Source organism: Actinacidiphila sp. bgisy160 (assembly GCF_965342435.1).
Lineage (GTDB): Bacteria > Actinomycetota > Actinomycetes > Streptomycetales > Streptomycetaceae > Actinacidiphila.
The window spans coordinates 1-12,411 of record NZ_CBDRCM010000094.1; the positions used below are offsets into that span (position 1 = coordinate 1).

The 12,411-nt window shown below is 73.3% G+C and carries 11 protein-coding genes and 1 pseudogene; 7 read left to right on the forward strand and 5 right to left on the reverse strand.

Annotated elements, in window-relative coordinates; translation table 11 throughout:
* Positions 1-44: 44 nt before the first annotated feature.
* Positions 45-524: an Hsp20/alpha crystallin family protein gene (locus ACRWNP_RS36050; RefSeq protein WP_431969078.1), complete on the reverse strand. Its 480-nt coding sequence runs from the start codon at positions 522-524 to the stop codon at positions 45-47.
* Positions 525-777: 253 nt separating this feature from the next.
* On the opposite strand from ACRWNP_RS36050, the gene ACRWNP_RS36055 reads away from it, so the two are divergent.
* Together ACRWNP_RS36055 and fdhF are read left to right on the forward strand one after the other, a co-directional pair.
* Positions 778-2,454, forward strand: coding sequence for an NAD(P)H-dependent oxidoreductase subunit E (locus ACRWNP_RS36055; RefSeq protein WP_431969080.1), 1,677 nt, complete (start codon positions 778-780; stop codon positions 2,452-2,454).
* A complete protein-coding gene (gene fdhF / locus ACRWNP_RS36060; RefSeq protein ID WP_431969082.1) occupies positions 2,454-5,132 on the forward strand; it encodes a formate dehydrogenase subunit alpha in 2,679 nt (892 codons plus the stop codon). The genes ACRWNP_RS36055 and fdhF overlap by 1 nt, the downstream gene beginning before the upstream one ends.
* A gap of 95 nt (positions 5,133-5,227) precedes the next feature.
* Here fdhF and ACRWNP_RS36065 read toward each other — a convergent pair whose 3' ends face one another.
* Positions 5,228-5,638 carry an STAS domain-containing protein gene (locus ACRWNP_RS36065; RefSeq protein WP_431969084.1) on the reverse strand — a complete coding sequence of 137 codons (411 nt, stop codon included), beginning with the start codon at positions 5,636-5,638 and terminating at the stop codon, positions 5,228-5,230.
* Positions 5,639-5,779: 141 nt separating this feature from the next.
* Entirely contained in the window at positions 5,780-6,142 is a 363-nt protein-coding gene (locus ACRWNP_RS36070) for a DUF488 domain-containing protein (protein WP_431969086.1), read from the reverse strand.
* Positions 6,143-6,654: 512 nt separating this feature from the next.
* Between ACRWNP_RS36070 and ACRWNP_RS36075 the strand changes: the two genes are divergently transcribed.
* Positions 6,655-7,269, forward strand: coding sequence for a flavin reductase family protein (locus ACRWNP_RS36075; RefSeq protein ID WP_431969088.1), 615 nt, complete (start codon positions 6,655-6,657; stop codon positions 7,267-7,269).
* 43 nt (positions 7,270-7,312) lie between these two features.
* Here ACRWNP_RS36075 and ACRWNP_RS36080 read toward each other — a convergent pair whose 3' ends face one another.
* A complete protein-coding gene (locus ACRWNP_RS36080) occupies positions 7,313-8,341 on the reverse strand; it encodes an aldo/keto reductase (RefSeq protein WP_431969090.1) in 1,029 nt (342 codons plus the stop codon).
* A 169-nt stretch (positions 8,342-8,510) separates the two neighbouring features.
* Between ACRWNP_RS36080 and ACRWNP_RS36085 the strand changes: the two genes are divergently transcribed.
* Positions 8,511-9,074 carry a TetR/AcrR family transcriptional regulator gene (locus ACRWNP_RS36085; RefSeq protein WP_431969092.1) on the forward strand — a complete coding sequence of 188 codons (564 nt, stop codon included), beginning with the start codon at positions 8,511-8,513 and terminating at the stop codon, positions 9,072-9,074.
* 156 nt (positions 9,075-9,230) lie between these two features.
* Here the strand turns inward: ACRWNP_RS36085 and ACRWNP_RS36090 are convergent, their stop codons facing one another.
* The gene (locus ACRWNP_RS36090; protein WP_431969094.1) at positions 9,231-9,905 is read right to left on the reverse strand and encodes a TVP38/TMEM64 family protein; all 675 of its coding nucleotides are present in this window, start codon (positions 9,903-9,905) and stop codon (positions 9,231-9,233) included.
* A gap of 56 nt (positions 9,906-9,961) precedes the next feature.
* On the opposite strand from ACRWNP_RS36090, the gene ACRWNP_RS36095 reads away from it, so the two are divergent.
* From ACRWNP_RS36095 to ACRWNP_RS36105, 3 genes and pseudogenes are all read left to right on the forward strand, one after another.
* Positions 9,962-10,669 carry a DNA alkylation repair protein gene (locus tag ACRWNP_RS36095; RefSeq protein WP_431969095.1) on the forward strand — a complete coding sequence of 236 codons (708 nt, stop codon included), beginning with the start codon at positions 9,962-9,964 and terminating at the stop codon, positions 10,667-10,669.
* On the forward strand, positions 10,666-11,313 hold the full coding sequence (locus ACRWNP_RS36100) for a class I SAM-dependent DNA methyltransferase (protein ID WP_431969097.1): 648 nt from the start codon (positions 10,666-10,668) through the stop codon (positions 11,311-11,313). The genes ACRWNP_RS36095 and ACRWNP_RS36100 overlap by 4 nt, the downstream gene beginning before the upstream one ends.
* 145 nt (positions 11,314-11,458) lie before the next feature.
* A pseudogene (locus tag ACRWNP_RS36105) lies at positions 11,459-12,356 on the forward strand (GTP-binding protein); the annotation flags it as partial.
* Positions 12,357-12,411: the final 55 nt, after the last annotated feature.

Consider the following 12,411-nt stretch of genomic DNA (forward strand, 5'->3'; position numbering starts at 1 on the left):
CCCCCCCCCCCCCCCCCCCCCCCCCCCCCCCCCCCCACACTGCGTCAGGCTTGGGTGATCTCGATGTGGTGCGGCTTCGCCGCCTGGGCCTTGGGGACGGTGACGGTCAGGATTCCGTCGGCCAGCGTCGCGGTGATCTCCTGCGCCTTGACGTCTGCCGGCAGCAGTGCCCGGTACTCGAACCGCCCGGTGCGCCGGGTACGCCGGCGCAGAACGCCTTCACGCTCGCACTCCTTGTACTCGCCGGAGACGCACAACTCCCGGCCGCCGGCCTCGACGTCGATGTCCTCGCGCTTGATCCCGGGCAGTTCCGCCTCGACCACATAGGCGTCGTTCGTTTCATGCAGGTCGGCCATGGGCGACCAGGCCCGAGCCGACGGCGTGACACCGGCGGCCTGCTCCAAGAACCGGTTCATCCGCTCGAAGAGGTCATCGAACTCGGCGGCGACCGGCTCGCCCCAGCCGAGGGTGGGGAACGGTCGCTCCACGAGATGGCCGGGCCGGTGGTGTACGGGCAAAGTCATCGCGGTTCACCTCCGCGAAACGGTGCATTCGGGTTATTTCCATGCTGCTGCTGGTCGCCGCGCCCCGCATGCGGACAGCCCGCGACCGGCTCCAGGACTCCTCCCACCGCGGGCTTCTGTGATCAGCGGTGCCGGGGATCCGCGAGGGGAGCAAGCCATCTTCCGGCGCTGCCGGGGAACGAGCGCGGCGTTCCTCGCTTGGTGCGGGCCGGTCCCGGATGCGGAGCGAGGCGAGGACGGCGACGATGGGGCCGTGAGCACGGCTGACCGCTTCGATGCCTTCCGTGCCTTGGCCGGGTGGCGCGGCCGGACTGGGGAGGCGCTGCCGGACGCGCTGGCCGAGCGACGCGCGAGCACCGCGGGGCCGCCGCAGGCGTGGGCACCAGGGGTCGCGGAGCGTCTTGGCCTGCCCCACGCCTCCGGCTTGGGGCCCGCCGGCTACTTCGCCGATCTGGCCGCGCCGCACGGCCGTCGTCACGTGCGGGTGTGTACGGCGACGGCGTGCTTCGCGGCCCGTAGCGGGCGGCACCTGAGCGAGGTGGAAGGCGAGCTGGGTGTCCCCGCCGACGACGTGAGCGCGGACGGGGCTGTGTCGTTGCAGGCCGTGCGCTGCCTGGGCTACTGCTACACCGGCCCTGCGGCGCTGGACGGAGACCGGCCTTGCACCGGTACCGGGCTCGCCGACCAGATCGCGGGACGCCAAGAGCGCCAGGATCCCGGGATCCCGGTCGGTGATGCCACCTCGGAGCCGGTACTGCTCGGCGGGGTGCTGGCGGGTGCGCCCAGCTGGCAGGCGTGGCCGCAGACCGTGGCGGCGCGCACGGCCGACGAGGTCCATGCGGAAGTGGAAGCCTCCCGGCTGCGCGGGCGTGGCGGGGCGGGCTACCTGGTGGCGGCGAAATGGGCGGCGGCCCGGGGCCGCCCGGGGGTGGTGGTCATCGCCAACGGGGACGAGGGAGATCCGGGGTCGTTCGCCGACCGGCTGCTGATGGAACAGGACCCGGGCCGGGTGCTGGAGGGACTGGCGCTGGCCTGTCTCGCCTGTGGAGCCCGCGAGGGGGTGGTGCTGGTGCGGTCGGAGTACCCCAGGGCGCTTGCGCGGATGCGGGCGGCGGTGGAGCGCGCCTACGCGGAAGGGCATCTGGGGGCGCGGGTGCACGGCAGCGAGGTGACGCTGGACATACGGGTGGCCGCCGGAGCCGGGTCCTATGTGGCCGGCGAGGAGACGGCGCTGATCGCGGGACTGGAGGGTGGGCGGGGCTGCTCCCGGGCGCGTCCTCCGTATCCGACCGAAGCGGGGCTGTGGGGTGCGCCGACCGTGGTCAACAACGTCGAGACACTGGCCGCCCTGCCCTGGATCGTGACGCACGGCGGTGCTGCCTACGCCCGGCGCGGCGTGCCGGGGCAGACGGGAACGAAACTGGTGTGTTTGGCGGAGCGGTTCGCCCGGCCCGGCTGCTACGAGGTGGAGTTCGGCACCAGCCTGGAATGGATCGTCCATGAGCTCGGCGGCGGCCTGCGCGACCGTGCGCGGCTGGCGGTGCTGCAGGTCGGCGGCCCGCTGGGCGGGTTCCTGCCCGCTGACGGGCTGGACGTGCCCCTGACCGAGCACGATCTGACGACGCGCGGGGCGGCACTCGGCCACGCCGGTCTGGTCGCCTTCGACGACAGCGTGGAACCGGCAGATGTGTTGCGGCACCTTTGGGAGTTCGCTGACGCGGAGAGCTGCGGGGCGTGCTCGCCGTGCCGGGTGGGGTCGCGGCGCGGCCTGCGGCTGGTGGCGACGGGCGGCCCTCCCGATCCGGGCTACCGGCGGTGGATGCGGGTGATGGAAGAAGCGAGCCTGTGCGCGTTCGGCCGCCGCATCCCCCCTGCGGTGCGCAGCCTGGCCCGCGCCTGCGGCGACCGGCTGGCGAGCTGGGAGGCGTGATGCGGGTCTCGATCGACGGGCGCGATGTCGAGGCGGGTGTGGGGGCCTCGGTACTGGACGCGGTCCGTGCGGCCGGCGTGTGGTTGCCCACGCTGTGCCATGACGACCGGTTGTCCGCGGTCGGCTCCTGCCGGACCTGCCTGGTACAGGTCGGCGGAAACATCGTGGCGGCCTGCGTCACCCCGATCGGCGAACACACACCCGTCACGACGGCCGGTGAAGAGCTGGAGGCGTTGCGGCGTGATGCGGTGGAACTGCTGGTCTCCGCTCTGCCGCGGGGCGCGGTCGAGGCGACGCACAGCGAACTGGCCGCCGTCTGCGAGAAGCTGGGCGTCGGCGCGTCCACGGCTCAGGGCACGCGCGGACGCGGGACGGACGACTCCCACCCGTACGTCCACCTCGACCCCGACCTGTGCATCGCCTGCGGACGCTGCGTGCGCATCTGCGCCGAGGTGCAGGGCACCTTCGCACTCACCCTGACCGGCCGGGGCGCTGACACGGTCGTCGCGCCCGGCACCGGCGGGGCGTGGGCGGACTCCGACTGCGTGGCCTGCGGCGGATGCGTGGACACCTGCCCCACCGGCGCGATCTTCCAGCCGGGGCTGCCGCCCGGCAGCGCCGCCTCGCGCCGGCTGCCCGCCACGAGCACCACCACGCACACCACCTGCGGCTACTGCGGCGTGGGCTGCTCACTGGACGTGGTCACCGACGACGGCCAGGTCACGGCCGTACTGCCGGACCGTGAGGGGCCGGTCAACCGCGGGCACGCCTGCGTCAAGGGCCGCTTCGCCCACGGCTTCCAACGCTCGCCCGAGCGCCTCACCCAGCCCCTGCTGCGCCGCAACGGAAGCCTGGAACCCGCCAGTTGGGGCGAGGCGCTCGATCGTGTCGCGCGCGGGCTGCGGGCCGCGGTCGCCGCCGGCGGGCCCGACGCCGTCGCGGCCATCTCCTCCGCGCGCGCCACCAACGAGGAGAACTACCTCGTCCAGAAGTTCCTGCGCACGGTGATCGGCACGAACAACATCGACAACTGCTCACGGCTGTGCCACGCTCCGTCCGCCGCCGGACTCACCGCCTCCTTCGGCCTGCCGGGCGGCACCGACTCCTTCGACGACATCGACCGGGCCGACTGCCTCCTCGTGGTCGGCGCCAACCCCGTCGAGGCCCACCCGGTCGTCGGCTCCCGGCTCCTCGAACGCGCCCTGCGCGGAGCCACGCTGATCGTCGCCGACCCGCGCGCAGTCGGACTGGCCGGATACGCGGACGTCCACCTGCGGCCACGCCCGGGTACCAACGTCGCCCTGTGCCACGGCATCGCCCACGTCCTGCTCGACGAGGGCCTGATAGATGACGAGTTCCTCCGCGAGCGAGCCGCAGGACTGCCCGAACTGACCGCCCTGCTCGAGGAGTATCCGCCCGAGGCGGCCGCGGCCGTCACCGGTGTGCCCGCGGCCGGCATCGTGCAGGCCGCCCGGCTGTACGGGCGCGCACGATGTCCCGCGATCGTCTACGGGCTCGGCGTCACCGAGCACCTGCACGGCACCGACGGCGTGCGCGCCCTGGCCAACCTGGCCATCCTGCGCGGCGCCGTCGGCACCGACCGCGGCCTGGGCCTGTACCCGCTGCGCGGCCAGAACAACGTCCAGGGCGCCTCCGACATGGGAGCCCTCCCCGACACCCTGCCCGGCTACCACAAGGTCACCGACCCGGCCGCCCGCGCCCGCGCCGAGCGCGTGTGGGGCGCCCCCGTCCCCGAGCGCTCCGGCATGCGCATCCCGCGGATGTTCGCCGCCGCCCGCGAGGGACGGCTGCGTGCCCTGTGGGTGATCGGCGAGGACGTCTGCTCCACCGACCCCGACTCCAGCCAGGTGGCTGCGGCTCTGGACGCCTGCCCGCTCGTCGTCAGCCAGGACCTCTTCCTGTCGGCCACCGCGAGCCGCGCGGATGTGGTCCTGCCCGCCGCTTCGTGGCTGGAGAAGGACGGCACGTTCGTCAACTTCGACCGCCGCTTCCAGCGGGTCCGGCCCGCCGTGGACTCACCCGGTCAGGCCAGGTCCGACTTCGACATCGTCCACGCCGTCGCCGCCGCGCTGGGGGCCGACCTGGGCTGTCCCACCCCGGCCGCGGCTCTCGACGAATGCGCCCGCATCAGCCCGCACTTCGCCGGACTCTCGCACCAGCGCCTGGATCACCAGGGCGCGTTGTGCTGGCCCTGCCCGTACCCGGACCGGCCTGGCCAGGCCAAGCTCTACACCGACCGCTTCGCCACCCGTGACGGCCGCGCCCACCTGGCCGCCGCCCCCTACCTGCCGCCCGGCGAACAGCCCGACGACACCTACCCGCTGATCCTGGTCACCGGCCGCCGCCTGGTGCACTACAACTCCGGCAGCATGACGCGCCGCACCGACAACCTTCGCCTGGACCCCGTCGACCACCTCGACATCCACCCCGACGATGCCGCCCGACACCACCTGCGCGACGCCCAGCCCGTCACCGTGGAAAGCCGACACGGCCAGGCCCGCCTCACCCTCCGCATCACCGCGCAGACGTCACCCGGCCAGGTCTTCTGCGCCTTCCACTTTCCCGCCAGCGGCGTGAACGCGCTCACCTCCGGCCACGCCGACACCGTCAGCTCGTGCCCGGAGTACAAAGTCACCGCGGTGCGCCTGGTGCCCTGAATCCAGCCGGCCGGAAGAGGGAGCCGGACGCGTGACGGTGAAGGCGACAGGTCGCTGCCCGACGGAGAGTCGCCGAAAAGTCCGCGAAGCGGTGCTCAGCCGGAGGGATGAGGCCAGTGTGCGAGGCTGCCGGGCGAGGGAGCCGACCCCGTCGCTTCCTCTGCCGAGGGGTAGATCTCGTAGCTCTCGCGCATCCCGCTCAGGTCGAGGATCCTCAGTATCCGGCCGGAGACGGATGCGAGGCGCAGCGAGCCTTCGCGTTCACGGATGCGTTTGGTGATCGCCACGATCACACCCAGCCCCATCGAGTCCATGAAGGTGACGAAGCCCAGGTCCAGGACGAAGTGGCGGTGTCCCTCATCGATGAGCTTGATCACGCCTTCCCGGACCATGGGCGCGGTATGTGCGTCCATCCCACCGTCGGCCTCGACAACGGTCCAGCCGTTGACCACGTCGTAGCTGACCATCATGCTCTCGTGTCGGACGATGTTCGTTCGCATGGCCATCCCTCTTCACCTCTACGGACGGCGCACGATGCCTGGCACGGTGCCGGAGGAGGGGGCCGGCCCCTCCCCGATCACGGCCTGGGATGCGCGAGCGTGGACCGGTGACCGCCACCCCGCCGGCGCCTCACTACCGGCTACCGGCTACCGGCTTTTGGCCAGCCACTCGGCGAGAACGGCTGCCTGGCTGTGGTCCACGTCCTTGGTGGCGGTCAGCAGCATGAGTCTGTCGTGCGCCGCAAGGTCACGCAGATGCTCGGCCGCCTCGCGGTGCCCGGCGTCCCGCAACTCCGCCAGATAGCGGCGTCGGAATTCGCTGAAGCGGCTGGGCTCGTGGCCGTACCACTTACGCAGCTCACTGGAGGGGGCGACATCGCGAAGCCACTCGTCCAGATGTGCGTCCTCCTTGCGCATGCCCCGGGGCCACACCCGGTCCACCAGCACGCGCTTGCCGTCTTTCGGCGCGGTCTCCTCGTAGACTCTGCGACAGGTGATCTGTCCGGCCATGATGGTGCCCCTCCGGATCGGTCGGCCACCCCGGCGTCGAGTGGGGTGGACAGCTCCGTGTCCTGCTGCGCAGCGGATGGTCCCGACTCGTCCATTTTATCGGGGCGGCTCGTGCGAACCCCCGGGGCCCCGCCGGGTCAGCCACCGGCGCGCGGGTGCGGAGCGGCGGCGTCCCGTACGGCGTATCGACGAGGAGCACGATGTGTCCAGCAGACGTCTCCCGTCCCGGTCACCGGCGGTGGCCACCTGCTACGGCGTCGCCCCGCTACCAAGCCCGGCCCTTGGCCGCGCAGAACCAGCGAACCGCCCGTTGACCTGCGAAAACACAGGCAGGAAGGGGCTGCCCAGCACACGTACCATGTGCTGGCAGGGCAGCGCCGGTACTCGTTCACAATTCGGGGCCGTGCGGGAAGATGGCGTCTGTCATCGTGCACTTTCGTCGGAACCTCGCGTTCGGCCAGGGCGGAGAGGTCGGTGCTGATCCGCACCAGCCGAGGGGGATACTGGCGACCATGCGTGTCGAATTCGATCCCGAGGCCATGGGCCGCACCCCCTTCTACAAGCTGCTGACGTCGGTCGTGGTGCCGCGACCCATCGCGTGGGTGTCAACGATCTCGCAACGGTCTGTGGCCAACCTCGCCCCGCACTCCTTCTTCACCGTCGCGTGCGTCAGCCCGCCGGTCGTGCAGTTCACCTCGGTGGGGCGGAAGGACTCGCTGCGCAACATCGAGGAGACCCGGCAGTTCGTGGTCAACCTCGCGCCCGAGCATCTCTTCGAGCAGATCAACGCCACCGGCACCGACTTCCCGCCCGGGGTCAGCGAGTTCGACGCGGTCGGTATCGCCCGCGAGCCCAGCCGAGCGGTCAAGCCGCCCCGCGTCGCCGCCTCGCCCGTCGCCCTGGAGTGCGAACTGCACAGCACGGTCACCCTCGGCGACTCGACCGTGGTCTTCGGCCGCGTCGTCCAGGCCGCCGTCTCGGAGGCCGCGATGGTCGAGGGCCACCCCGACGTGCGCAGGCTTCGTCCGCTGGCCCGCCTCGGCAAGGACGAATGGGGCACGATCGGCGAGGTCCTGGAGATCTCCCGCATCCGCTACACCGACTGGCCGGGCGTCAACCAGGGTTAGACGACGGCGGCCCGGACCGTGCACCGGTCCGGGCCCGTGGACGTCAGGCGCGGTCGCGGCGGCGCAGGGACGGTTCGAGCAGCGCGGGCGGGGTGTCGAACTTCTCGTGCGGGGCGAGGTCGACGCCCGGGGCGACGATCGTGTCGATCGCGTCGAGCACGTCGGCGGAGAGCACCGTGTCGGCGGCGACGAGGTGTGCCCGCAGGTGGTCGGGTGTGCGGGGGCCGACGATCGCGGCGGTCACGGCGGGGTGGGCCGTCACGAAGCCCAGGGCGAGCTGGATCATGGTCAGGTCGGCCTCGGCGGCGAGCGCGGCAAGCCGTTCGACGGCGTCGAGCCTGGCCCGGTTGGCGGGGATCGAGGTGTCGAAGCGTTCCGGCAGGAGCGCGGAGCGGCTGGTGGTGATCTCCCGGCCCTCGCGGATCGCCCCGGACAGCCAGCCCGAGGCGAGCGGGCTCCACGCCAGCACGCCGAGGCCGTACTCCTCGGTCACGGGCAGCACATGGGCCTCGATGCCGCGCTGCAGGATCGAGTAGCTGGGCTGTTCGGTGACGTACCGGCCCAGGTGGTGCTCGCGGGCGGCCCACTGGGCCTGCACGATGCGGTATGCGGGGAAGGTCGAGGAGCCGAAGTAGCGTATCTTGCCCGCGCGTTGCAGGTCGGTCAGGGCCGACAGGGTCTCCTCGTCGCTGGTCGTCGGATCCCATCGGTGGACCTGGTAGAGGTCGACGTGATCGACGCCGAGACGGCGCAGGCTGTCCTCCAGGGCCGTGACCAACCAGCGGCGCGAACTGCCGCGGTGGTTGCGCTCGTCGCCCATCGGCATGGTCGCCTTCGTCGCCAGCACGATGTCGTCGCGGCGGCCGGCGATGGCCTTGCCGACCATCTCCTCCGACTCGCCGGCGCCGTACATGTCGGCGGTGTCGATGACATTGATCCCGGCCTCGAGGGCGGCGTCGACGAGGGCGGTGGCCTCGTCCTGGGTGGTGCGTCCGATGCTGCCGAAGTTCATCGCGCCGAGCGCGAGGGAACTGACCTGTACACCGGTGCGGCCCAGGGTGCGGTACTGCATGACCGTGTTCTCCCTTGCGGGTGGGGTGGGGTGGTTTCGTGCGGCGCGAGCGCGCACGACTTGGTCCCGGGGCGCGCGCCCTGGCATCATGAGCAAGCGGAACCTTGTTCCGTTAACGATACGGAACGTGGTTCCGTTTGACAAGGCCGGTCGTGGAAGGAATGGCGCGGTGGTGGAGCGGGCCAAGCGGGCGGACGCCCGGCGCAACGAGAAGACGCTGCTCGAGGCGGCGGCCGCGGCGTTCGTCGCGTCGGGCGTGGAGGCGCCGGTGCGCGACATCGCAGCCAGGGCGGGCGTCGGGACGGGCACGATCTACCGCCACTTCCCGTCCCGGTCGGATCTGATCATCGCCGTCTACCGGCACCAGGTCGACGCCTGCGCCGAGGCCGGCCCGGCCCTGCTGGCGAGCAGCGCGACCCCGCACGCCGCGCTGGCACGGTGGATCGACCTGTTCGTCGACTTCCTGGTGACCAAGCACGGACTGGCCGGCGTGCTGCAGTCCGACAACACCGGCTTCGAGGGCCTGCACACCTACTTCCTCGACCGCCTGCTGCCCGTGTGCGCCGAACTGCTCGACGCCGCCGCCGCTTCCGGCGAGATCCGCTCCGACCTGGAGGCGTACGCGCTCATGCGCGGCGTAGGGAACCTGTGCGTCGGCGCGGACAGCGACCCCCGCTACGACGCGCGCCGCCTGGCCGGGCTCCTCGTCTCCGGCCTGCGCCGGACGGACTGAGCGCCCGTCAGACGAGGCCGGCCTGCCGGGCCTGCCGGGCCGGGCGTGCCGGACCGCTGCGCGCCGGTGTCCGCGCCCCGATCATGGGCCGGGAACCGGCACCGGTGCCACGACCGGCTCCCTCCCTGCTGGGAGGCCGAGCCTCCCAGCCCGGGGTCAGCGCCCGCGGCGGGTGCGAGCGGCGACGACGAGGGCGGCGAGGCCGGTGACCGCGATGAAGCCCATCGCCACGAGGAAGACCGGGGACGTCGGCGTCGTGGCACGGCTGCCGGCGATGACGTAGGCCCCCGTGTTGGGCACACTGCCCAGCGCGGTTGCCAGCAGGAAGGGCGTCAGCCGCATCCGTGAGACCGCCGCGCTGTAGTTGGCCGCCGCGAAGGGCACGCCGGGGAAGAGCCGCATCGCCAGCATCGTGCGGAAGCCGTGCTCGCTGAGCTGGCGGTCCGCGGCGAGCAGCACGCGGCCGCGGAGCAGCGGGCGCAAGGCGTCCCGCCCGAGGAGGCGGCCGAGGACGAAGGCGAGGCCGGCGCCGAGCACCGTGCCGGCGAGGGCCGCGGGCAGTCCGGCCTGGGCGCCGAAGAGCGCTCCGGCGCCGACGTTGAGCAGGGGGCGCGGTACGAAGGCGAGGGCGCAGAGCCCGTAGCCCCCGGCGAAGAGCACGACGGCCGCGGCGCCCGTGAGTTGTGCGGGCCAGCCGTGCGCGAGCAGCCGCTGGGGTTCCCAGACCAGCACCGAGGCCGCGGCCCCGGCCAGGAGGACGACCAGCAGCGCCAGCCGGGCCCACGACGCCGGTCGCGAGCGCGGGCGGGACAGGACGGTGACCTCGGACATTCCGCGAGCCTAGCGGAGGAGGATGCCGCTCTGGTGCCGCCGCGTACCGTGGGGCCATGGCCCCTCCCGTTCCGGTCCTGCCGGACAGCGCCCTCGCGGACCTCGTGCTGCCGCGCCTGACCTCGGCGTACGGCGCCGCCGCCGACCCGGTGCGGGCGGCCTCGGCGGCGGCGTACATGCGCGACGCGTTCCCGTTCCTCGGCATCGCCACGCCCGCCCGGCGTGCCCTGTCCCGCGCCGTGCTCGCGGGGACGCCGCGCCCGGACGAGGCCGACTGCGCGGCCGTCGGCCTGCGTTGCTGGGCGCTCCCCGAACGGGAGTACCGCTACTTCGCCGTGGACTACCTGCGCCGCCACGTGGGGCGCTGCTCCTCGGCCTTCCTCGGCACGGCCCGGCACCTGATCACGACGGACCCGTGGTGGGACACCGTCGACCTGCTCGCCGCGCACGTCGTCGGGCGCCTCGTGGCCGCCGACCCCGCCCTGGTGGACGTGATGGACGAGTGGATCGACGGCGAGGACCTCTGGCTCGCCCGCACCGCGCTGCTGCACCAGTTGACGTACAAGGCGGACACCGATCCCGGCCGGCTGTTCCGCTACTGCCTGCGGCAGGCGGGCCACCGGGACTTCTTCGTCCGCAAGGCGATCGGATGGGCGCTGCGGGAGTACGCCCGCACCGATCCCGGCGCCGTGCGGGCGTTCCTCGCGCAGGCGGGGGAGCGGCTGTCGCCGCTGTCGGTACGAGAGGCGGGCAAGCACTTGTGAGCGGGGACGAGGAGCGCGGCCGCGTGCGCCGCAGCTACGACACCGTGGCGCAGGAGTACCGGGAACGCATCGGCGACGAGCTGGCGTACAAGCCGCTGGACCGGGCCCTGCTGGCCGCCCTCGCCGAGCAGACCGCGGACGGCGCGCCCGTGGCGGACCTGGGCTGCGGCCCCGGCCACGTCACGGCGTGGCTCGCGGCACGCGGGGTGCGGGCCGTGGGGATCGACCTGTCGCCGGGGATGGTCGCGCTCGCCCGCCGCGAGCACCCCGGGGCGGACTTCCGCGAGGGCGACCTGCTGCGTCTCCCGGCGGCGGACCGCGAGTTCGGGGCGGTGGTCGCCCTGTACTCGGTGATCCACCTGACGCCGGGTGAACTGGGGGCGGCGTTCGCGGAGATGCGGCGCGTGCTGCGTCCGTCCGGCCGGGCGCTCGTGGCCTTCCACACCGGGGCGCAGACCAGGCGGGTGACCCAGTGGTGGGGGCACGAGGTCGACGTCGACTTCCACTTCCACGACGCCGGCACGGTCGCGCGGGCGCTGGCCGAGGCCGGGTTCGAGGTGGAGGCCAGGCTGGAGCGGGCCGCGTACCCGCAGGAGGCGGAAACCTGGCGCGCCTATGTCCTGGCCCGCGTCAGCGGGGCATGAAGCGGGCCGGTTCGCGTGCCCTCACCCGCGGCGGGACGTCCTTGAGCGCGTCGCCGGCCAGGGTCCGTCCCTGAGCGCGCCGTTCGGCGCCGGGGCCGGCCGGCCGACGTCCACGCCGGCGCGTGCGGCGAGCACCGGCGCGTGTACCACGGGCGCGGCCCAGCTCGACGGCGCGATCCTGGTCGTCTCGGCCCTCGACGGCGTCATGCCGCAGACCGCCGAGCACGTGCTGCTCGCCCGCCAGGTCGGCGTCGAGCACATCGTCGTGGCGCTCAACAAGGCCGACGCGGGCGACCCCGAGCTCACCGACCTGGTCGAGCTGGAGGTCCGCGAGCTGCTGTCCGCCCAGGGCTACCCGGGCGACACGCTGCCTGTCGTACGGGTGTCGGGCCTGCGGGCGCTGGAGGGCTACCCGCGGTGGACGGCGGCGATCGGCGCGTTGCTCGACGCGGTCGACACCTACGTGCCGATGCCGCACCGCTACACCCACGCCCCCTTCCTGCTGCCGGTGGAGAACGTGCTGACCATCACCGGGCGCGGCACGGCCGTCACCGGCGCGGTCGAGCGGGGCACGGTCCGGGTCGGCGACCGCGTGGAGGTGCTCGGCGCGGACACGGCGAGCGTGGTGACCGGTCTGGAGACCTTCGGCAAGCCGATGGAGGAGGCCCAGGCCGGCGACAACGTGGCACTGCTGCTGCGCGGTGTGGCCCGGGACGTCGTCCGCCGGGGCCACGTGGTGGCCGCGCCGGACAGCGTGACGCCCAGCCGCCGGTTCCGGGCGCGGGTGTACCTGCTGCCGGCCGCCGAGGGCGGGCGGCGTACCGGGATCGTCAGTGGCTACCGGCCGCAGTTCTACATCCGCACCGCCGACGTCGTCGGCGACGTGGACCTGGGCGAGGCGGGGGGCGGCCCTGCCGGGGGCGACCGTCGACATGACGGTCGAGCTGGGCCGGCCGGTGCCGCTGGAGCCGGGGCTCGGCTTCGCGATCCGCGAGGGCGGCCGCACCGTCGGCGCGGGCACGGTGACGGCGCTCGACGGGTGAGCCGGGCCGGCTGAGCGCGGGGGTGGGGGGGGGGGGGGGGGGGGGGGGGGGGGGG

Coding starts and splice junctions, on each gene's coding strand:
- ACRWNP_RS36080 (WP_431969090.1), bottom strand. CDS start 8,341: ATGCAGTACCGCACCCTGGGCCGCACCGGTGTACAGGTCAGTTCCCTC.
- ACRWNP_RS36075 (WP_431969088.1), top strand. CDS start 6,655: ATGCGTGTCGAATTCGATCCCGAGGCCATGGGCCGCACCCCCTTCTAC.
- ACRWNP_RS36050 (WP_431969078.1), bottom strand. CDS start 524: ATGACTTTGCCCGTACACCACCGGCCCGGCCATCTCGTGGAGCGACCG.
- ACRWNP_RS36095 (WP_431969095.1), top strand. CDS start 9,962: ATGGCCCCTCCCGTTCCGGTCCTGCCGGACAGCGCCCTCGCGGACCTC.
- ACRWNP_RS36065 (WP_431969084.1), bottom strand. CDS start 5,638: ATGGCCATGCGAACGAACATCGTCCGACACGAGAGCATGATGGTCAGC.
- ACRWNP_RS36070 (WP_431969086.1), bottom strand. CDS start 6,142: ATGGCCGGACAGATCACCTGTCGCAGAGTCTACGAGGAGACCGCGCCG.
- ACRWNP_RS36090 (WP_431969094.1), bottom strand. CDS start 9,905: ATGTCCGAGGTCACCGTCCTGTCCCGCCCGCGCTCGCGACCGGCGTCG.
- fdhF (WP_431969082.1), top strand. CDS start 2,454: ATGCGGGTCTCGATCGACGGGCGCGATGTCGAGGCGGGTGTGGGGGCC.